The 20,132-nt window shown below is 72.9% G+C and carries 22 protein-coding genes; 16 read left to right on the forward strand and 6 right to left on the reverse strand.

Annotated elements, in window-relative coordinates; translation table 11 throughout:
- The first annotated feature begins 80 nt into the window (after positions 1-80).
- The 7 genes from MUY14_RS29350 (at position 81) to MUY14_RS29380 (ending at position 5,156) form a co-directional block, all read left to right on the forward strand.
- A complete protein-coding gene (locus MUY14_RS29350; protein WP_247013970.1) occupies positions 81-398 on the forward strand; it encodes a hypothetical protein in 318 nt (105 codons plus the stop codon).
- 381 nt (positions 399-779) lie between these two features.
- The gene (locus MUY14_RS29355; RefSeq protein ID WP_247013972.1) at positions 780-986 is read left to right on the forward strand and encodes a hypothetical protein; all 207 of its coding nucleotides are present in this window, start codon (positions 780-782) and stop codon (positions 984-986) included.
- Positions 976-1,782 (forward strand): ATP-binding protein, encoded by an 807-nt coding sequence (locus tag MUY14_RS29360; RefSeq protein ID WP_247013974.1) that lies wholly within the window; start codon positions 976-978, stop codon positions 1,780-1,782. The genes MUY14_RS29355 and MUY14_RS29360 overlap by 11 nt, the downstream gene beginning before the upstream one ends.
- Complete coding sequence (locus tag MUY14_RS29365; RefSeq protein ID WP_247013976.1) at positions 1,775-2,590, forward strand: ATP-binding protein; 816 nt, start codon at positions 1,775-1,777, stop codon at positions 2,588-2,590. Before MUY14_RS29360 ends, MUY14_RS29365 begins: the two co-directional genes overlap by 8 nt.
- 147 nt (positions 2,591-2,737) lie before the next feature.
- A complete protein-coding gene (locus MUY14_RS29370) occupies positions 2,738-3,475 on the forward strand; it encodes a GAF and ANTAR domain-containing protein (protein WP_247013977.1) in 738 nt (245 codons plus the stop codon).
- A 118-nt stretch (positions 3,476-3,593) separates the two neighbouring features.
- Complete coding sequence (locus tag MUY14_RS29375) at positions 3,594-4,301, forward strand: GAF and ANTAR domain-containing protein (protein ID WP_315863232.1); 708 nt, start codon at positions 3,594-3,596, stop codon at positions 4,299-4,301.
- A gap of 54 nt (positions 4,302-4,355) precedes the next feature.
- On the forward strand, positions 4,356-5,156 hold the full coding sequence (locus MUY14_RS29380) for an LLM class flavin-dependent oxidoreductase (RefSeq protein ID WP_247013979.1): 801 nt from the start codon (positions 4,356-4,358) through the stop codon (positions 5,154-5,156).
- A gap of 7 nt (positions 5,157-5,163) precedes the next feature.
- Here MUY14_RS29380 and MUY14_RS29385 read toward each other — a convergent pair whose 3' ends face one another.
- Complete coding sequence (locus MUY14_RS29385) at positions 5,164-6,420, reverse strand: vanadium-dependent haloperoxidase (protein ID WP_247013981.1); 1,257 nt, start codon at positions 6,418-6,420, stop codon at positions 5,164-5,166.
- A 112-nt stretch (positions 6,421-6,532) separates the two neighbouring features.
- Between MUY14_RS29385 and MUY14_RS29390 the strand changes: the two genes are divergently transcribed.
- The 3 genes from MUY14_RS29390 to MUY14_RS29400 are packed head-to-tail and all read left to right on the forward strand — an operon-like array spanning position 6,533 to position 8,085.
- Positions 6,533-7,114 carry an RNA polymerase sigma factor gene (locus MUY14_RS29390; protein ID WP_247013982.1) on the forward strand — a complete coding sequence of 194 codons (582 nt, stop codon included), beginning with the start codon at positions 6,533-6,535 and terminating at the stop codon, positions 7,112-7,114.
- A complete protein-coding gene (locus MUY14_RS29395; RefSeq protein ID WP_247013984.1) occupies positions 7,111-7,773 on the forward strand; it encodes a ubiquinol-cytochrome c reductase iron-sulfur subunit in 663 nt (220 codons plus the stop codon). Before MUY14_RS29390 ends, MUY14_RS29395 begins: the two co-directional genes overlap by 4 nt.
- 36 nt (positions 7,774-7,809) lie before the next feature.
- Positions 7,810-8,085, forward strand: coding sequence for a hypothetical protein (locus tag MUY14_RS29400; RefSeq protein ID WP_247013986.1), 276 nt, complete (start codon positions 7,810-7,812; stop codon positions 8,083-8,085).
- 3 nt (positions 8,086-8,088) lie between these two features.
- On the opposite strand, the gene MUY14_RS29405 is transcribed toward MUY14_RS29400, so the two are convergent.
- Positions 8,089-8,622, reverse strand: coding sequence for a TetR/AcrR family transcriptional regulator (locus MUY14_RS29405; protein ID WP_247013989.1), 534 nt, complete (start codon positions 8,620-8,622; stop codon positions 8,089-8,091).
- 506 nt (positions 8,623-9,128) lie between these two features.
- Here MUY14_RS29405 and MUY14_RS29410 point away from each other — a divergent pair.
- Positions 9,129-9,503 (forward strand): transposase, encoded by a 375-nt coding sequence (locus tag MUY14_RS29410; protein ID WP_247013990.1) that lies wholly within the window; start codon positions 9,129-9,131, stop codon positions 9,501-9,503.
- Here the strand turns inward: MUY14_RS29410 and MUY14_RS29415 are convergent.
- Both MUY14_RS29415 and MUY14_RS29420 read right to left on the reverse strand, forming a co-directional pair.
- Entirely contained in the window at positions 9,500-10,102 is a 603-nt protein-coding gene (locus MUY14_RS29415; RefSeq protein WP_247013993.1) for a response regulator transcription factor, read from the reverse strand. The two genes, MUY14_RS29410 and MUY14_RS29415, sit on opposite strands and share 4 nt — an antisense overlap.
- Positions 10,099-11,238, reverse strand: coding sequence for a sensor histidine kinase (locus MUY14_RS29420; protein WP_247013995.1), 1,140 nt, complete (start codon positions 11,236-11,238; stop codon positions 10,099-10,101). Before MUY14_RS29420 ends, MUY14_RS29415 begins: the two co-directional genes overlap by 4 nt.
- Positions 11,239-11,347: 109 nt before the next feature.
- On the opposite strand from MUY14_RS29420, the gene MUY14_RS29425 reads away from it, so the two are divergent.
- The 3 genes from MUY14_RS29425 to MUY14_RS29435 are packed head-to-tail and all read left to right on the forward strand — an operon-like array spanning position 11,348 to position 14,423.
- On the forward strand, positions 11,348-12,244 hold the full coding sequence (locus tag MUY14_RS29425) for an ABC transporter ATP-binding protein (protein WP_247013998.1): 897 nt from the start codon (positions 11,348-11,350) through the stop codon (positions 12,242-12,244).
- Entirely contained in the window at positions 12,244-12,963 is a 720-nt protein-coding gene (locus MUY14_RS29430; RefSeq protein WP_247025297.1) for an ABC transporter permease, read from the forward strand. The genes MUY14_RS29425 and MUY14_RS29430 overlap by 1 nt, the downstream gene beginning before the upstream one ends.
- A gap of 26 nt (positions 12,964-12,989) precedes the next feature.
- Entirely contained in the window at positions 12,990-14,423 is a 1,434-nt protein-coding gene (locus MUY14_RS29435; RefSeq protein WP_247014000.1) for an alpha/beta hydrolase, read from the forward strand.
- A 62-nt stretch (positions 14,424-14,485) separates the two neighbouring features.
- Here the strand turns inward: MUY14_RS29435 and MUY14_RS29440 are convergent, their stop codons facing one another.
- Positions 14,486-17,434: a trypsin-like serine protease gene (locus MUY14_RS29440; protein WP_247014002.1), complete on the reverse strand. Its 2,949-nt coding sequence runs from the start codon at positions 17,432-17,434 to the stop codon at positions 14,486-14,488.
- A gap of 140 nt (positions 17,435-17,574) precedes the next feature.
- Positions 17,575-18,444: an XRE family transcriptional regulator gene (locus MUY14_RS29445; protein ID WP_247014004.1), complete on the reverse strand. Its 870-nt coding sequence runs from the start codon at positions 18,442-18,444 to the stop codon at positions 17,575-17,577.
- 86 nt (positions 18,445-18,530) lie between these two features.
- Here MUY14_RS29445 and MUY14_RS29450 point away from each other — a divergent pair, with 86 nt between their 5' ends.
- Positions 18,531-19,418 carry an XRE family transcriptional regulator gene (locus MUY14_RS29450; protein ID WP_247014006.1) on the forward strand — a complete coding sequence of 296 codons (888 nt, stop codon included), beginning with the start codon at positions 18,531-18,533 and terminating at the stop codon, positions 19,416-19,418.
- A gap of 145 nt (positions 19,419-19,563) precedes the next feature.
- A complete protein-coding gene (locus MUY14_RS29455; protein WP_247014008.1) occupies positions 19,564-20,079 on the forward strand; it encodes a CHAP domain-containing protein in 516 nt (171 codons plus the stop codon).
- Positions 20,080-20,132: the final 53 nt, after the last annotated feature.

A 20,132-nucleotide genomic window follows, 5' to 3' on the forward strand; every position in this document is an offset into this window, starting at 1 on the left:
TGCGGAGCATCAATCAGGCGAAATGTCTGATTGATCGCGGGGCCGGTCGCCCCCTGGTCGTCATAGGCGACTTCTCCCGCGTGAAGCGCCATTCGCAGCCGGATCCGCTCCTCCGCCCGGTGCGCGTCATTGTGCTGCCGGAGTTCCCGGGCGAGAGCCGCGGAAAGAACCTCGACGAAAGGACCTTTGAGCACCTGCGCCGGTACGAGCACGAGGGTTCCGTCGCCGGTGCTCTCGTGCTTGCAGTCGAACCAGGGTACGCCGGCCTCCTTGAAGGCACGACGCAACGCGAGGTCGAGACCTTGCCGGACCACCAGCCGGTGCGGCGTGGTCCTCCCCTGGTGACCATATCCTTCGATATCCACCGCGAGCACCGTGCGATGGACGACCAGTCGTGAGTGCTCCATTTCCCCCCACACACACTTGCCCTGGATTCGAGGGTATGGACGCGCCCGCCGGGGCGGCAATCGCGAAGTCGCCGAACGGCGCGTCGGGGCGGATGAATGGTCAATTGGCCGATGGACAGCAATTCCGCCGGGCCCAGCCGGGCGGGTTTTCGCTTTGCCGCTCCCCCCTTTCTCTCCACTTTGGACTCGGTTGCCCACGCGCGCGGCGGTTTCGCCGTGGCTTGCCCGGGGCTAGACTGGGTGCACCAGCCGCGCCGACGTCGATGTCGGGCGGCGGCGCGTTCCGCCCCAGCCCCCGGCGGTGCCACCAAAGTGGTCGAGACCGGCGGAGGATTCGATGATCACCGCGACGTTCCGTGGAACGGCGTTCCCATGCGTGCTGCCGCCCCGCTGAAGCGGGACCCGGGGCCGCCCGACGTCACCGGGAGCACGGGGCTCACCCCTGAGCAGCGGTACCGCGGCGCCCGGGTGGTCGCCTCGGCCGCCACCGATGCTCGTGACTGCGCGTCGCTGCTGGCCACGCTCGGGCTCAAAGCCGCCGACGGCGTCGTGGGAGCGAGGCGGGGCCATGAGCACTGAAAACGGCCTGCACCTGGTGCCGAGCTACCGGGCGGAGTCGACCGTGGCGACCCTGACCGGGACCCTGACCACGGCCAGTTACCCCGAACTGCGCGACGGGGTGCTCAAGGTGGCCACGGACGCACCGGAGAGCGTCGTCGCCGACATCCGGGGGCTCGAAGTCGGCGACCACCTGTTGCTGGGTGTGTTCGCCGTGATCGCCGCCCGGATCGGGGACTGGCCGGGGCTGCCGTTCGCCGTGGTCACCGACCACGCGGACCACGTGGCGCGGCTCGTGGCCCGTGCCGTGTCCGTCCACGCCGATGTCGGCGCGGCCGAACGGGCGCGCATCCGGCCGGCCCGGCGGCGGGCCATCCAGCTGCTGGCCTCGTCGCCGGGGGCGTCCGCGGCCGCGCGGGCGTTCGTCGAACGGACCTGCTCGCTCTGGGGCGTGCGCGAGCACATCGAGGACGCCCTGCTCGTCGCGACCGAACTGGTGGAGAACGCGGTCGTGCACACGGATTCGCGCCCCCGGCTGCGGCTGGAGCTGCGGCCGGGCACCCTGACCGTCTCGGTCGCCGACGACGATCCGCGGCAGGCGGTGCTGCTCGAACGCCCCGCGGAACGCGGTCTCGGGCTCCGGATGGTGGCGCACACCGCGCACGTCTGGGGGTGCAGCCGCTCCTGGGCCGGGGGCAAGGTCGTCTGGGCCGTGCTGACGCCCAGCCGGCGACGTCGCCGCGTGACCGGGGAACGAGCCGACGGGCACGACGCCGGGGAACACGGTCCGGTGTCGCGCCACCCGGCCGATGGATAGCCGGCCGCCCGACGCGCGGCCGCCGGACCCGCGGCCCGGTCCGGTGCTCGCCCGCGGCATCACCCTGGAACCGGCGCGGCGGCCCGCCAGCACGCTGGTGACCGTCACCGGGGAGCTCGACCTCTCCGGCTACGGGTTCCTGCGCGACGGCCTGCTGGAGGTGGCCGCCGACGGTCCGCCCGGGCTGATCGCCGACGTCGGCGGCCTGACCATCGGCGAGCTGGCGCCCGCGACGGTCTTCCCCCTCGTCGCCCGGCGGCTCGGGCACTGGCCCGGCATCCCGTTCGCCGTCGTCACCCGGCAGCGGGACCACCTGCGCACCTTCCGCCGCCACGGCACCGACCGGCACGTCGCGGTCCACGACGACGTCGAGACCGCCGAACGCCACCAGGAGATCCCCGCCCGGCGGTCCGCGCGGCAGGAGTTCCCCCAGACCGTCGAGGCGGCGACGCTCGCCCGCGGCTTCCTCCGGGAGTGCACGACGGACTGGGGCGTGCCCGGACTGACCTACGACGGGCTGCTGGTCGTGGGCGAACTCGTCGACAACGCGCTCCAGCACACGAGATCGGCGCCCGACGTGCGCCTCGATCTGCGCGGGAAGCTGCTCACCATCGCCGTCGCCGACGACAACCCCCGCCCGGCGGTCCTCCTCGAACGACCGGGGCTGCGCGATCCCGGCATCGGCCTGCAGATCGTCGCGCAGACCGCGCGGCGGTGGGGCAGCAGCACCCGGTGGTCGGGCGGAAAGGTGGTGTGGGCGACGCTCGCCCCCGCCGCGAACCCTCGACCCGGCACCGACGACGGGTGACCGGCGGCGCCGGTGCTGTGTGCAGGGTCGGGTTTGGCGGTTGTCCTCGAGTGACTCGTGGCTGCATGTCCGGCGTGGCTCCACCACCTCACCGCTGCCGGGAAAGCTCTGGTAGCTCTCTGCGGCGGAAAAGGGCGGTGAGAACCGGTGACCGGACCCGAGGACGTCGCGGATTCGGTACCCCGCCTGCTGTCCGCGGTCCTCGCCTCCCTGCGCGACGGCAAGGACTCCGTGAACCCGCTCATGCGCGTCTGCCAGGCGTGCGTTTCCCTGCTGCCCGTGGACGGCGCGTCGATCTCGATCATGCTGGGCACGCAGCACCGGCAGAGCCTCTACGCCAGCGATCCCGTGGTCGAGCACCTGGAGGACGTCCAGTTCAGCCTCGGCGAAGGCCCCTGTTTCGCGGCGTTCGACACCGGCCGTCCGGTGCTGGTGCCGAACCTGGCCGAGCGGGTGGACCACACCTGGCCGATGTTCGCGGCCGAGGTCCCGCCGGAGCAGGTCGGCGCGATCTTCGCGTTCCCGCTCCGCCGCGGGCCGGCCAGGTTCGGCGCGATGGACATGTACCGGCGCACGCCGGGCTGGCTCTCACCGGCCGATCTGGCCACCGCGCTGCAGATCGTCGACATCGCCACCAGCGCGCTGCTGGCGGTGTCGGCCACCGGGCCGGAGGGCGAAATCAGCGAAGAATGGCTCACCGAGCTCGTCCGCGACCGGACGGTGGTGCACCAGGCGACCGGGATCGTCGTCGCCGAGTTCGCGATCTCCGCCGAACAGGCACTGGCGCGCCTGCGGGGCTACGCCTTCGCCAACGGGCGCCGGATCCAAGGCCTCGCCGAAGACCTGGTCGCCGGCCGGCTGCACCCCAGAGTGATCGACGAATGACCGCCCACCGCCCTCCGACCCGGCTGCCCCGCCCGCGCCCGGCCGGTATCGTGACCCAGGGGAGATGATGATGAACACCCCACCTGCTGGGAGTGCCCCCACTCGCGAGCAGCAGTTGGTGCGCGCCTTCGTCGACATGGCGGACACGCTGGTCGACGACTACGACGTGGCCGACCTGCTGCACCGTCTCGCCGGTTACTGCGTGACCCTGCTCGGCGCGAGCGCGGCCGGCCTGCTGCTGTCCGACCAGCGGGGCAGCCTGCACGTCGTGGCCGCGTCCGACGAGCGCACCCGGCTGCTGGAGCTGCTGCAGCTCCAAGCCGGCCAAGGGCCCTGCCTGGACACCTACCGCACCGGCGTTCCCGTGCACGCCGACGACCTCACCAGGGAGCGGGACCGCTGGCCCGTGTTCGTCCCGGAAGCCCTCGCCGAGGGTTACCACTCGGTCCAGGCCATCCCCCTGCGCCTGCGGCGCCAGGTCATCGGCGCGCTCAACCTCTTCGGCCGTGACGCCGCCCTGGTGGGGCAGGAGAACCTCGGCGTCGCCCGCGCACTGGCCGACACGGCCACGGTCGGCATCCTCCAGGAACGAGCCATCCGCCGCGGCGAAGTCCTCACCGAGCAGCTGCAGACGGCGCTCAACAACCGGGTGATCATCGAGCAGGCCAAGGGCGTGCTCTTCCACGCCGGCGGCATCCCGATGGACCAGGCCTTCGAGCTCCTGCGCACCTACTGCCGCAGCCACAACCTCCGGCTGAGCACGATCGCGGAGGAACTGGCCCGCGGCTCCCTCGACCCCCGCACGATCCTCGTCCGGGAGCACTGACCGAGCCGGGTCACCCACTTTCCGCGTCAGCCGCGGCTCCGTAGCGTTCCAGGCATGACCCCACAGCACGCGCTCTGGCTGCCGCTCTTCGACGACCTCGCCGATCCCGCGCTCGTCGCCCGGCTCGCCGCCGAGGCGGAAGAGGCCGGGTGGGACGGGTTCTTCGTCTGGGACCACCTCCGGTGGCGTGCACCCGTTGCCGCCGTGGGCGATCCGTGGATCACCTTGGCCGCGGTCGCGTGTGCCACCTCGCGGCTGCGGTTCGGGCCGATGGTCAGCGCCCTCAGCCGGCGGCGGCCCGTCAAGCTCGCGCGGGAGACCGCGAGTCTCGATCGGCTCGGGGGTGGGCGGCTCACGCTCGGCGCCGGGCTCGGGAGCGATCGGTTCGGGGAGGAGTTCTCGCGCACCGGTGAGGAGTGCGACGACCGGGTGCGCGCCCGCATGCTCGACGAAGCGCTCGAAGTCCTCGCCGCCGCCTGGTCCGGGGAGGTCGTGCACCACCGCGGTGAGCACTACACCGTGGACGGCGTCCGGTTCCTGCCGACGCCCGTCGGGCGGATTCCCGTCTGGGCGGCGGGTTTTCCCGGCAAGCTCCGGCCGATGCGCCGGGCCGCGCGGCTCGACGGGTACTTCCCGGTGAACCTCGGCTCGGCCGGCCGCTTCGCCGAAGCCGTCGGCCAGGTCGAGGCCCTGCGCACCGGCGGCGGGCTGTTCGACTACGTCGCCGAAATCCAGCCCGGCGAGGACAGCGCGCCCTACGCGCGGGCGGGCGCGACCTGGCTGCTGACCGGCTTCGCACCCGAATCCCTTTCCGTGGACCACATCCGCGGGGTGCTGCGCGACGGGCCCCGCTGAGCCGGCGTCACGAGCGGAGGACGAACGCCGCGACGTCCTGGCCGAGCCGGCGGCCCGCGTCGTGGTCCAAGCGGGTGTGGACGCCCGCGACGAGCCGGCTCAAGCCCGCTTCGTCGGCCACGTCCTGGAACGTCGTGAAGTGGCGGACCACGCCCGGCAGGGCCTCCGACGTCACCGCGAGCGCACGGCGCGGGCCGTACTCCTGGCTCAGGATCAGGGCGCCCGCCTGGGAAATCACGCTGTGGGCGCCCGGGTACGCCGGGTCGGCCGGGGTCGTCGCGAGGCTCGACCAGTCCGCGATGCCCCGCGTGGCCGGGTTCCCGTCGTCGCCGGCCAGGCGGACGGCGGTGATCGGGCGCCAGATCCGGTGGTGGTACTTGGCTTCGTAGAACGCGATCACCGCGTCGGCGAAGGCCAGGTTCAGGCGGGCGAACACCCGGGCCGCGACGACGAGACCGGTGCGGGAGCCGCCGGCCACCGACTGGGCGATCTCGTTCCAGTAGTTCCAGATCGGGGCCGCCCAGAAGCGGGCTTGCTCCGTCTCGCCGTCGGTCCGGGTGGTGCTGGTGTCACGGCCCGCCGCGGCGACCTCCCGCAGGGCTTTCGCATACACCGCACCGGAAAGCGCGGGGTAAGCGCCCGGGCGGAACCGGTTGGCGCGGTCGAGCACGAACGGCGTCACGGCGGCCCAGTGCGTGAACGCGGCGGGGGCGAACGCCGGCGGCGTCGGGCGGTACTCCCCCGGTGCGGTGCCCGGCGGCAGGACCGGCGGGACCGCGGCCGAGCCGTCGTTCGCGCGCAGGCCGAGGAGCAGGCGCGCGACCAGGTGGCCGGCGCGGGCACCCGCGTCGCGCCCGGCCGGGGTCAGCCGGGCCAGCTGGCCGGACAGCAGGTTCGCGAGCTCCGCGGACCGCGCCGGGTAGAGGGCGGCCAGGACGTCGTGGGCGGCCTGGGCCGCCGCCGCTTCCGGGGCCGCGTGGGGCGGGGCGTCGACGGTGAACAGGTACGGCCGCCCGGTGCCGGTGGTCGCGACGACCGCGTCGTGGATCGCCGCGTGCAGCAGGGCGAAGCCGCGGGTCGCGTGCACCGTCGCGGGCTGCAGGCCGGGCGTGCGGACGATGGTCAGCAGCTCCCGGTTCCAGGCCAGGACGACGTCGGCGCCACCCCGTGCGGGTGACGCCGTGGCCGGTGCGGGCAGGGCGAGTGCGGCCGCCGCCGCTCCGCTCGCCACGAGCAGGTTCCGGCGCGACATCGATGTGGTCATTTCGCTCCCCAGGTCGTCGGAGGGTCCGCTCACCGATACGGCCACGGGTTACGGCGTAACCCGGGCGCGTATCCCTCGATGGCGGGAGAATCCGGCGGGGAGAAGGCGGGCGGTGCCGGTGGCACAGCGGTTCCGGCGCAAGCGCGCCGAACAGGACGAAGCGGGCGCGGCGCCGCGCCCGCGGCTGCACGCGGTCGGCGCGGACGTCTACCCGGGCTGGGAGGCGGTCTACCGCGACAACGTCGACCGGGTGTTCCGGCTGATGTTCTCGAAGGTCGGCAACCGGCCGGACGCCGAAGACCTCACCACCGAGGTCTTCCTGACGGCGTTGCGGCCGTTGCGGGTCTCGGCGAGCGTGGGCGAGGTCCGGGCGTACCTGCTGGCCACCGCGCGCACGGTGCTGGCCGGGCACTGGCGGCGCACGCTCGGCCGGGAGATCACCACCCTGGACGAGGAGCACGACGTCGCCATGTTTGAAGCAGGCACCGTGGACCCGCGCATCCTGGTCCGCGCCGAAGCGATCCTCGCGCAGCTGCCCGAGCGCTACGGGCGGATCCTGCGGCTGCGGTTCCTGCAGGCCTGCTCGCTGAAGGAGGCGGCGGAGCAGCTGGGCACCACCGTCGGCAACGCGAAGGTGCTGCAGCACCGGGCGCTGCGCCAGGCGGCTCAGCTGGCGGAAGGGATGGACACGTGAGCACTCGAGGCGTCCGCCGGTTCGTCAAGGACCTCCTGCGGCGGCGACGGCCGCACCCGTTCGCGGCCGGGCCGGGCGACGAAGCCGAGCTGCGGACCGCGGTGCTGCTGCGCGCCGCCCGGCCCGGGGGTGCCGCGGCGAGCGAGGAGTTCGTCGCGGACCTGCACCGGCGGCTCGCCAGGGAGTTCGAGGAGCCGGCGCCGGCCGGCAACCGGCGCCGGTTCATCCAGGTGTCCTCGGCCGCCGCGGTGGCGGCCGCGGCGGGTGCCGGCGTCGAGTACCTGGTGACGGCCGGTGCCGGACCGGCGGCGGAGGACACGTTGCGGCCGGAGAACGGCGAGTGGCGGATCGTCGTCGCGGGGCACGACCTGCCCGAGGGCGGGGTGCGGCCGTTCGACTTCGGCGCGGTGGCGGGGTTCGTGCACCGCTCCGGCGGCGAAGTGCGGGCGGTGTCGGCGACCTGCACGCACCTCGGCTGCCGGCTGAACCTGGACGCACCGGCGCGGCGGCTGAACTGCCCGTGCCACCGGACTTCGTTCGCCGTCGACGGGGCGGTCCTGATGCACCAGCTGCCGGTGACGCCGCCGCCGTTGCCGCACCTGGTCGTGCGGGAGAGCGGCGGTGTGGTCGAGGTGCTCGTGCCGACCGAGGGGACGTGACGCCGGCGGATTCCGGGCGTGCGAGACGATGGGCACGTGGCGAGAACCGTGGTCGTGGCGCTGGGGCTCGTCCTGATCGCGCTGGGGGTCGCCGCCGGGGGCGCGCTCCTGCTGATCGCCGGTCTGGCGAGCGGTGGCCGCGACTGGACCGGCTCCGGGGCGATGTTCACGGCGGCCGCCGTCGCCGTCGGGTGGACGGTGCTGGCCGGCGGGCTCGCGGTCTGGTCGGCGCGGCGCCGGGCGAGCTGGGGTGCCGGCCTGGCCTGCGTCGTGCTGGGCTTGGCGCCCGCCCTCGTGGTGGTCTTCCGCTGAAGCTCAGCCGGTCAGGACCCACTCGATCTGCTCGACGGTCGGCGTCTCCACCTCGAACAGGCACTGGAGCTGGAAGCCGTCGGCGGTCGCGGCCAGGCGAGCCGCCTCGGCCGGGGGCAGGACCTCCGCCAGCCGCTCGCGCAGGCGGGCGTTCGACAGGCGGCTGGCCTGGCGGAACTCCTCGTGCCTGGTCCCCAGCGCGTACAGCTCGTAGGCGACCACGCTCGTCGCCCGCTGCTCGGTCAGCTGGTGGTGGATCAGCTCCGCCAGCCGGGGCACCACGTTCTCCGGGCTGGTGCCGTCCAGCCACTCGCGCAGCGTGTCCGTCCGCAGCCGCAGGACGCGGGAGCCGACCTCGAACAACAGGGCGGGCACCGACGGGAAGTGTTCGGCCGCGGCGCCGTCCGGGAGACCCGCTTCGGCCGTCACCGCATCGGCCGTGACGCTCGCGATGCCGCCGCGCTGCGCCAGCCGGACGGCGGCGTGCACGAGCCGCTCCCGCCACTCGGGGTCGATCGGCGTGTTCTTCGGGTGCACCAGCAGCTCCCCCCTCCTGACCCCGAAAGCATGACACCGTCGCGTGTCAAGGGGCCAACCGGGCTAGGGCGTGTCTGGCAAAAGGATTCGCTGGTTGCCGGGATACTGCCGGTCGTGTCGCGGTTTCAGGTGCTTCCGGATGCTCAGTGGGTGGTGATCGAGGGGATCACCCACCGGTATCGGTGTGGGTCCCGTGGCGGGATGCGGCTGCGGTTTTCGGACCGTGGCAGACGATCTGGACCTGGCACCGCCGGATGACCGGTGACGGCACCTGGGATACCCCACTGCGGCGCCTGCTCACCGAAGCGCGGGCGCATCAGCACGCCACCGACATCACCCGGCCCACAGGGAGCTGGGTCGAACTACACGGAACTGCTGACCGAGCCGCCTGACCACGCCATCGGCCGCTCCCGCGGCGGCGGGAGCACCGAAGTGCACCACCTCGTCGACGGCAACGGCCGACCTCTGGTGGCGTCGGCCGGACCGGCCAGGCCGGTGACGCACCGATGTTCCCGCACCTGATGCGGCACCTGCGCATCCGCCGAGCTGGACGCGGTCGCGCCCGGACCCGGTCCGACCGCGTCCGCGGCGACAAGGCCTACTCCTCGCGCGCGATCCGCGGGCATCTGCGCGGCCGCGGTATCACCGCCGCATCCCTGAACCCGCCGATCAGGCCGGGCATCGCCAACGCCGCGGTTCCCGCGGCGGACGTCCACCCGCCTTCGACATGGAGGACTACCGCGGTCGAACGTCACTTCACCCTGCTCGAACAATGGCGCGGCCCGGCCACTCGCTACGACAAGCTCGCCATCGTCCACCGATCAGCCGTCGTTCTCCACGCCGTGGTCACCTGGACCAAAGCATGGTCAGACGCGACCTAGAGCCAGTCGTGCTCACGCGCGTAGCGGGCCGCTTCGTGACGGGTGCGGGTCTGGGTCTTCTGCATCGCGTTCGACAGGTAGTTGCGGACCGTGCCCTCGGCGAGGTGCAGCCGGGCCGCGATGTCGGCCACCGAGTAGCCGTCGCGGGTCGCGCGCAGGACGTCGAGCTCGCGGTCGGTCAACGGGCAGTCGTCGACGACGGCGAGGGCCGAGACGTCCGGGTCGATCCAGCGCTTGCCCGCGTGCAGGGTCTTGATCACCGACGTGATGTGCGCCGGTTCCGCCGCCTTGCTGACGAAGCCCTGGACGCCGAGCTTCAGCGCCTTGCGGAGCACGCCGGGGCGGGCGTGCCGGGTCAGCATCAGGATCACCTGGCCGGGATGGGCGCGGCGGATCCGCTCGACCGCGCCGAGGCCGTCGACGCCGGGCATTTCGAGGTCGATGACCAGCACGTCCGGCCGATGCTCCAGGGTGGCGGTGACCGCCGATTCACCGTCTTCGGCCTCGGCCAGCACCGTGATCCCGCCTTCCAGGGGCAGCAGCGCGGCCAGTGCCTTGCGGAGCAGGGCTTCGTCGTCGGCGAGCACCACCGTCGTCATCGTCGGGCCTCCTTCGGCGCGGGGAAGGCCGCCGCGGTGCGGAACCGGCCGTCGGAGTGCGAGACTTCCAGCTCGGCGCCGTGCCCGGCCAGGCGGTGCCGGAGGACCGCGAGCCCGCTCAGCTCGAGCGGGCCGGTGTCCGGGGCGCCGTCGTTGACGATCGCGATCCCGCGGCGGGTCAGCGTGATCCGCACCTGGCGGGCCTCGGCGTGGCGCAGGATGTTGGTCGTCGTCTCGCGCAGGACCTGGCCGAGCAGCTCGCTCGCGGCGTCGTCCACTTCGGACTCCCGCTCGACCCGGACGTGGATCCCCGCCGCCTCGAAGAGGTTCTTGGCGTTCTCCAGCTCGGCGGACAGGTTGAGCCGCCGCTGGGCGTAGGCGAGTTCCTTGGTCTGGACGATGGTGTCGCCGACCAGGCTGTGCACTTCCCGCAGCTCCTCGCGCGCCCGGTCGGGTTCGCGGTCCAGCAGCTTCTCGGCCAGCGCCACCTTCAGCTTGACGACGTGCAGGGTGTGGCCCTGGATGTCGTGCAGGTCGCCGGCGAAGCGCACGCGTTCCCGGGTGACGGCCAGCTCCGCTTCCCGCTCGCGGGACTGTTCCAGCTCGGCGATCAGGTCGAAGAAGCGCTGGCTGGCGAACATGAACGCGGTCGAGAACAGCATGGCGAACGCCGGGACGGCGGCGAACTGGAACAGCCGCCAGCCGATCCGGTCGTCGTGCACGAGTGCGTTCGTCGCGCCCAGGGCCGCGATCAGGGCGGCCAGCCCGCCCAGCGCGGCGAGCCGGTGTCGCGGCAGCGGCGGGATGAGGTACGAACCCACGACGGACAGGCCGAAGAACGCGGCGGTGTCGTCGGTCAGCGCCCCGGCCAGCCAGACCACCGCGGTGACGACCAGGCTCGGGCGCGCGACGCGCAGGTAGTCCCCCGCGGTCCAGCGCTCGGCCGTCGCCAGCGCCGCGACCAGCCCGACGACCTGGATCACGACGTGCCACCAGGACCGGGCGGTCAGGAACAGCAGCAGCAGGCCGACGATCACCAGCGGCGGGACGGTCGTGATCAGGTTCAGCCGGCGCAGGCGCTCCTGGACGCCCCCACCCGTCCAGGAGCTCCGGCGCGCGATCATCGGTACCTCCACGAACCCGAGCGTAACGGGATCCGCGGGCGCCACCAGTGACACTGCGTCATGTATCCGGGTGACGTCGCCTCACTGCCGGGCGGCGCCGATCCCCGCTGGAATTCGGGGCATGTCCACGACACCCGTCATCGACGTCGATCGCCTCACCCTCACCTACGGCGGTTTCCCCGCCGTGAAGGACCTTTCGTTCCAAGTGGACCGCGGGGAGCTGTACGCCCTGCTCGGCACCAACGGCGCCGGGAAGACCTCGACCCTGGAGACGGTCGAAGGCCACCGCGCGCCGACTTCCGGTGCCGTGCGGGTGTTCGGTAAGGACCCCCGCGACCGCGCCGCCGTCCGCCCGCGGATGGGGATCATGTTGCAGGAGAGCGGGTTCTCCGCCGACCTGACCGTGCGCGAGACCGTCTCGCTGGTCGGGCGGCTCACCGAACGCCACGACGACGCCGGGCGCGTGCTCGGCGTGGTCGGCCTCACCCGCAAGGCGAGCACCAAGGTCGGGCAGCTCTCGGGCGGTGAGAAGCGGCGGCTCGACTTCGCCACCGCCGTCTACGGCACGCCGGAGCTGGTGTTCCTCGACGAGCCCACCACCGGCCTCGACATCCAGTCGCGCGACGCGCTCTGGGACGCCGTCGACCGGCTGCGCGAGGACGGCTCCACCGTCGTGCTCACCACGCACTACCTCGAGGAAGCCCAGCAGCGCGCCGACCGCATCGGGCTCATGCACCAGGGCGCGTTCCACCGCGAGGGCACGGTCGCCGAGCTGACCAGGACGCTGCCCTCGACCATCCACTTCGGACTCCCGGCGCACGCGCCGTCACCGCCGCTGCTCGCCACGCGCGGCGCCGACGGCAAGTTCCTCGTCGAGACGTTCGGCCTGCAGAAGGACCTCCACACGCTGCTCGCGTGGGCGCAGGACCAGGCCGTGGAGCTGCTCGACCTGCAGGCCGGGCCGACGCGCCTGGACGACGTCTTCCGCGCCATCGAAAACTCCGGAAAGGACGAATGATGTTGACGATCGCCCGCGGCGAGCTGATCCAGCTCTTCCGGAACCGGCTCGTCCTGGTCACCGCCCTGGTGCTGCCGGCCGCGCTCAGCGCGTTCTTCATCGCCCGGCACGACGTGTTCGCCGAGGTGGGGAGCCTCGGCTACATCGCCACGCTGACGTTGTTCTTCGTGCTGGGCATCGGCCTCTACACCACGACGGTGACGACGCTGGCCGCCCGCCGCCAGAACCTGTTCCTCAAGCGCCTGCGCTCCACCGCGGCGGGCGACGCCGGGATCCTCGGCGGGCTGCTGCTGCCGGTCACCGTGATCGCGGTGGTGCAGATCGCCGTGCTGCTCGCGGTGCTGGCCGTGGTCACCGGGAAGCCGGCGAACCCGCTGCTGCTGGCCGCGGCCGTCGTGGCCACCGTGGTCATGATGCTCGCGCTCGGCCTGGCCACGGCCGGGCTGACGAACTCGCCCGAACACGCGCAGGTGACGACGCTGCCGATCAGCCTCGGCGTGATCGCGGTGGCCGGCTGGGTCGGCCTCACCGGCACCGGCGAGCTGACGCTGCTCAAGCGCCTGCTGCCCGGTGGTTCGGCGGCCGAGCTGGTGCTCGACGCCTGGAACGGCGGCCGCCCGGTCGCCGATTCGCTGGTCCTGTTCGCCCCGACCCTGGCCTGGGTCGTCGTCGCGGTCGTGCTGGCGACGCGGCTGTTCCGCTGGGAACCGCGCCGCTGACCGCGGTGCGAACGAAAGGAAATCCGATGCGCAAAACCTTGCTGGCGGCCGCGATCGCGGTGGTGGGCGCGACGATCGTCGTCCCCGCCGCGTCCGCCGCGCCGAACACCTTGAGCTGGGGACCGTGCCCGGCCGGGGCCTTCCCGACGCCCGACCTGCAGTGCACGACGATGAAGGTCCCGCTGGACTACGGGGACCCGGGCGGAAAGGCGATCGACGTCGCCGTGTCGCGCCTGCCGAGCAAGAACCCGGCGAAGCGGCGGGGTGTGCTGCTGACCAACCCGGGCGGGCCCGGCGGCGGGGGCCTGGACTACCCGCAGCTGCTGAAGTACGTGAAGCTGCCGCAGGACGTGCTCGACGCCTACGACATCGTCGGCTTCGACCCGCGCGGGGTCGCGCACAGCACGCCGGTGACGTGCGACCTGACGCCGGAACAGATCGCCGTCGGCAACCTGCCGTACGCGAAGGGCCCGGCCGACGTCGTCAAGCAGGCTCAGCTGGCGAAGGCCGAGGCGAAGCAGTGCGCGGACGCGAAGACCGGGTCGATGCTGCCCCACGTCACCACGGCGAACACCGCGCGGGACATGGACCGCATCCGCGCGGCGCTGGGTGAGTCCACGGTGTCCTACCTCGGCGCGTCGTACGGCACATACCTGGGCGCGGTGTACACGTCGCTGTTCCCCGAGCGCAGCGACCGGTTCGTGCTGGACAGCAGCCTCGGGCCGGGCGGCTACGACATCGAGGCGATGCGCGGCTTCGCGCGGGGCATGGAGGACCGGTTCCCGGACTTCGCGAAGTTCGCCGCGGCGCACCCGGAGTACGGGCTCGGCCGCACGACCGCGCAGGTGACGGCCAAGTTCTACGAGCTCGCGACGCGGCTGGACCGCAACCCGGTCGAGGGCATCACCGGCTCGGTCTTCCGCGGCCTGACGTTCGAGGGCCTGTACTCGACGGACCTGGCGCCCTTGGCCGCGGACTGGCAGGGGCTCGAGCAGGGCCGGGCCCCGAAGCCGCCGGCGGAACCGGTGACGGGCGTGGAAAACCTGCTGGCGTCCCGCTTCGCGGTGATCTGCGGCGACTCGGCGTGGCCGCGGTCGATCGCGAGCTACCAGCTGGACGTGGCGATCGACCGCGTCCGGTACCCGATGCTCGGCGCGGCGGGCGCGAACATCGCGGCGTGCGCGTACTGGGCCCCGCCGGCCGAGCCGCGGGTGCGGATCACCGGCCGCGGCCCGGCGAACGTGCTGATGGTGCAGAACGAGCGTGACCCCGGGACGCCGTTGTCCGGGGCCCGCAAGCTGCGCGCGGCGTTCGGCGACCGCGCCCGCCTGATCACGATCGACCAAGGCGGGCACGGCGCTTACCTGTTCGGGCCCAACACGTGCGGGAACACCCTGGTGACGGGGTTCCTGGTGAACGGGCAGCGACCGGGCGACACGCACTGCGCCGCGGAAAGCTGAGGCACGCCAGGAGGTCGTGAGTGTTCAGGCGGTTCTGACCCGCCTGAACACTCACGACCGGGTCAGCCGAACACGAACCAGAAGAACGACGCCGTCGCCTTCTTGCCGGACGCGTCGGTGACCGTGACCGTGACCTGCCTGCTGTCCGCGCGGGACGGCGTGCCCGACACGACTCCGCTCGCCGGGTCGAGGGTCAGGCCCGGGGCCAGCGCCGTCGACGACCAGCGGTAAGGCGTCGTGCCGCCGGACGCCGCCAGAGGCACGTTCGCCGGCTGGCCGACCCGGCTGTTCTGCGTGCCCGGGTTGGTCAGCTTCAGCTCCGCCGAAGGCCCGCCGGTGACCGTCAAGCTGTAGTGCGCCGTCTGCGTGGACTTCGCGCTCCGGCCCGAGATCGTGACGTCGTACGTCCCGGCCGGGGTGCTCGCGCTCGTCGTGACCGTGAGCGTCGAGTGGCCGCCGACGTCGACGCTCGACGGGCTGAACGCTGCCGTCGCGCCCGACGGCAGGCCCGAGGCCGTCAACGTGATCGCGCCGGACGGCGGCGGGGTGTCCCCACCCGGCAGGTGCGGGGCGATGTCCGCCGCGTAGGTCGACACCCGCGCGTACACGGCGTACCAGTCGCACGCCGTCGACATCCACGAGAACACCCCGACGACGGTGTTGCCGACCAGGTACGGACCGCCGCTGTCGCCGACGCACGCGCTCGCGTGGTGGTCGGCGTAACCCGTGCACAGCATCGACGGCGTCTTGTACTGCTCCTGGCCGTGCGGGTCGGTGAACCGGCCGCGGCACGCGCTGTCCGCCGCCACCGGGATGTCGGCCTGGCGCAGGACGTTGCTGTAGGTGTTCGCGCCCGTTTCGCCCCACCCGATCGAGAGGCCCTTCGTCCCGGCCGCTTCCAGGCCCGGATCGGTGTTGAGCTTCGGGTACGTGATCCCGGACGGCACCGGCACGTCCCTGTCCAGCGTGACGACCGCGACGTCCGCCCCCGCGCTCCAGTCCGAGTAGTCCGGGTGGACCCACTGGGCCGCGATTTCCGCGGTGGTGCCGGTGTTCTGCGTCAGGTCGTCGGCGCCGTAGACGAACCACTTGTGCCCGGGCTTCTCCAGCAGGCAGTGCGCGGCCAGCAGCACCGTGTGCGGCCCGAACAGCGTGCCCGTGCAGGACTGCTGCCCGGGGAACGCCGACCCTTCACGCCGCATCGAGATGATGAACGGGTGGGCCGCCGTCGTCGTGGGGGTGCCGCCGACGATGCCCGAGGACGCGGGAGCGGCCGCGGTGACCGTCGTGCTCACCGCACTCCCCGCCGCCACACTGCCCGAGGACGGCGAGGCCGACAGCGTGAAGTCCCCCGAGGGCGGCGGGGTTTCGCCGCCGCCGAGCAGCTTCGCGCCCAGCGCGTCGGCCTTGGGCGACCCCCAGCCAGTGCACAGGTCGTAGCCGGTGCCCGCGTTGTACGTGCCGTTGCCGCCCGAGGTGACGTCGTGGAACGTCGAGGCGTAGTCGGCCGAGCCCGCGATCTTGTAGATGTCCGGGTTCAGCTGCCCCAGCCGGGACTTGCCGCCGCCGAGGGACTTCTGGTTCAGCATGGCGACGTACCCCGCCCACAGCGGGGAGGACAGGCTCGTGCCGCCGACGTCCTGCCAGCCGCCGTTCATGTACACCGAAAGCGCGCCGGCGCCGTAGTCGGCCAGGAGCGAGACGTCGGGCACCGAGCGGTACTGGTTCGTGCCCGGCTGCCAGTCCGGGCGGGCGTAGATCTTCGAATAGCCGCCGCCCGAACGGGTGTTGCCGCTGCTGCCCTGGTTCCAGCACGACTCCGCCTGCCAGGTCCCCGCGCTGTCGGACGTCCGCAGCTGCGTACCGCCGACGCCGGTGAACAGCGGGTCGCTGGCCGGGTAGTCGGCCTGGATCGTGCGGTTGTCGCCCTGGTAGCCGCAGCCCGTGCCGCCCCAGTCGCCGGACGCCGAAAGCATCGTGACGCCTTGCGCGGCGAGCTGCGTGTAGGAGTCGTGCGAGGCCGCGATCGGGTCCGACTCGCACACCTCGCCGTTCAGCCAGGACCCCGACAGGATGGTGATCTTGTTGTCCGACGCGATCTTCGCCATCTCGTGCACCCACGCCTGGTCGGAGTTGGGCGCGGAGTAGACGACCTGCTTGGCCTTCGGCGCGGTGGCGGCGACGGCCTGGATGTCGAGGGTGACCTCCAGCTGGTCGCTGCCGGGGTTCGGCACGCCGCCGTCGACCTTCACCAGCTCCGGGGTGACGGCGGGCTGCTTGAAGTACTGCGTCCAGGCGTCGATGTCGGCCTGCTTGAAGGTGTCGAACTCGATCAGCCCGACCGTCTCGCCCGAGCCGTCGTAGCCGCCGGACAGCCCGCCCATGCTGTACGCGGTCCGGAGCTGGGCCGGGGTGTAGCCGCCCGCCGGCCCGGCGGGTCCCGCGGGCCCGCTCGCCCGGTGCGCGGCCGGCCGGTTCGTGAGGCCGGTGACGCCGCGGACGATCGTCGCGACGCCCGCCGGGACCGCAATGCCCTTGGTGGCGTTGAAGAACCGCTCACCGGTGGCCGAGCGGAACCCGGAAACGGACGTGCCGAAAGCGCTTTCCACCGCCGACGGCGGCCCGGACGCGGTGACGACCTGGCGGTTGCCCGTGACGTCCTCGACGCGCAACCCCTTGCCGGACAGGTACTCCCGCACCTGGTCGACCGACGACGGCGCCGGGCCGAACCGCTCGGTGTACTCCGCGGCGCTCAGGTAGCGGTGGTACACCGGGGAAGCGGGGTCCGCCGTGGCGGCGACGTACCGTTCGGCCCCGGCCGCGTCACGCGGTTTCAGCGCGACGGAGACGGTGAGCCGCCCGGGCAGCGCCGAACCGTCCGCGGTGGCGCCGGCCGGGACGGCGGGCGCCGTGCCCAGCGGCACCAGCGGGGGTGGCGCGGCCGCGGCCGGCGGTGGGGAGAGGGCCGCCGTCGCCAGGAAGGCGGCCACGAGCAGAGAAGGCTTTCGCATGTGCTGCTCCGGGAGGTGAGGAGGGAATACCGCACCACGCACGCTAAGAACGACGTCGCCGGTGGCTCCAGCGGAAGTGGAAACCCCGCCGGGGCCCCGGGAAAGCCCCAGGTCGGGCGCCCGCGTCCACAGAATTGCCGCTACCACGTCCAGCTGGTGCCGACGATCCCGGCGCGCAGGTCGCGCGCCGCGAGCGTCACGGCGTGGTCCGCACCCAGCCGCAGCCGTTCGACGTGCCGCCGGGGCGCGGCGAGGTCGCGCTGGACGAACCGGCGCACGCACGACGGCGCGTCCCGGCCGAACCGGAGTTCGCAGGTGTAGAGCGGTGTCGGCCGGGTGAGCCTGCGGTGGTAGCCGTGCACGGCGCGGCCGGGCGGGAACACCAGCTCGTACTCCACGGCGGCGACGTCGCCCTCGGCCAGCTCGCGGTCGAAGACCAGCTCGCCGACGAGCAGCCCGGTCGCGGTGTCGGCCCGGGTGCGGCCGAGCCGGCAGCAGTGCCCGGCGGCGAACCGCGGCGCGCTGCGGGCGAGGTCTTCGGTCTGGTAGTAGGTCAGCATCCGGGTCACGCCGTCGACGGCCGCTTCGGCGACCAGCCGGACGTGCAGCCGGCGCTCCTGGCGTTCGTCGACGACCAGCCGGTCGTGCACCGACCAGAGGCGCAGCTGGTCCTCCGGCGGCGGCTGGAGCTCCAGGGACACCGGCCGGACCGACGGCCACAGCCGGCGCCGTTCCCGCAGCGGCGTGCGCGGCAGCGGGGGCAGCCGCCGCTCGGCCGGGCCCAGCAACGCCGTGAGCGCGCCCGGCGCCAGGCCCAGCACCTGCTCGAGCTCGACGACCGCCCGCACCGACGTCTCGCGCCCCGGCCGGGAGCGCCCGTGCCGCCAGTACGCGAGCGCGCTGCGCGAAACCGGCACCCCGCGCGCGGCGAGGTGCTCGCGCAGGCGGTCCAGGGTCAGCCCGGCGTCGCTGATGGCGGCGTCCAGCGCGCCGGCGAACGATTCGTCCACGGCTCCCACTGTCACGCCCGCGACGGTGGCCGGACCAGCGCCTTTCGTCGGTTCCGAAACCCCGCGCGGGTGATCATCCTGGAGGGGTGACTCGGTCGCTTCCGGGATCGTTCGCGGTCACGCTGGACACCGCGATCGACGAATCCGGGCTGTCGCTCGATCGGCTCCAGCACCACCTGGCCGCGCGGGGCGTGCGCCTGTCGCGCTCGGCGCTGTCCTACTGGCGGCGGGGCCGCTCGCAGCCGGAACGCGAGACGTCGATGGTCGCCGTCACGCACCTGGAAGCGGTGCTGGGCCTGGCGGCGGGCACGCTGACCTCGCGGCTCGGGCCCAAGGCCCCGCGCGGGCGCTGGCTCGGCGAGCCCGCGTGCCGGATCGAGCGCCGCCGGCTGTGGCCGGAGCTGCGGACGCTGGCCGGTGAGCTGAAACCGCCGCCGGACGGCCAGCTGTCGTTCTGGTCGATCCACGACCGGATGCTGCTCGACGAGCACGGCTGCGAGCGCGCGCTGCAGGTCCGGATGGTCGCCGAAGCGGCCGTCGACGGCGTGGACCGGCTGATGACCTACTACCAGGCGGACGGGCCGCTGACCGCCGACCCGGCGTACCACCACGTCCGGTTCGCCCGGCTCGGGCGGGTCGGCGTGGACCGGGGCACCGGCATGGTCGCCGGCGAGCTGCGCCTGGACCACCCGCTGGCGCTGGGCGAGGTGGCGGTCGTGGAGTACGAGATCCGGTTCCCGCCCGGGCCACCCATCGACCACTACCACCGGCGGTTCACCCGCCCGGTGCCCGAGTACGTCTGCCAGGTGCACTTCGGCCCGCGCGTACCCGGCAGCGTCCGGTCGTTCGAGCAACGCGGGCTCGGCGGCCCCGAACACCCGGGCACTCCGCTGCCGGTCGGCGCCACGCACGTGGCCACGCTGGCGCTGCGCGACGTCCGCCCGGGCATCCGCGGCGCCGGCTGGCGGTGGTGAGCGCAATTCTGTGAACGCCCCGGCCCGACCAGGGGTTTCGGGTCGCCTCGCACGGGTCGTCCACAAAGGTCTGGGCCATTCGCGATCTCGCTCCTACCGTCACGGCGCGTATTCCTCCTCCCCCGCACCGGAAAGGGGCACCACCATGCGCCGACCCCTGCTCGTCTTCGCCGCCGTCCTCGCCTTCGGGATCTCCGGCACCGCCACCGCCACCGCGGCACCTGCGCAGCCGACGTCGATGGCGGCCGAGTTCGGCACCGTGCCGGCCGCCGCCACCGCGAGCACGATCGGGGACATCTACCCCGCGAAGTGGCGCAACGTCCCGCAGGACTCCGTCGTCGACGACTGGAACATGTACAACCGCGAGTGCGTCTCCTGGGCGGCCTTCAACATCGACCGCCACGGCGAAAGCGCGAACAACTACGGCGACGCGAAGTACTGGGACGACAACGCCCGCAACGACGGCTACCGCGTCGACAACTCGCCGAGCGTGGGGGCCATCGCCCAGACCGACAACGGCACCTACGGGCACGTGGCCATCGTCGACAGCGTCCACGGCGGCACGGTGACGGTCGAGGACTACAACTGGGCCGGCGACGGCCACTACCTGGTCCACGACGTCAGCACGTCCTCGTTCCGCTACATCCACTTCTACGGCTGAGGCACGCCAGCCGGTCGTGAGTGTTCAGGCGGGTCAGAACCCGCCTGAACACT

The organism is Amycolatopsis sp. FBCC-B4732, from assembly GCF_023008405.1.
Lineage (GTDB): Bacteria > Actinomycetota > Actinomycetes > Mycobacteriales > Pseudonocardiaceae > Amycolatopsis > Amycolatopsis pretoriensis_A.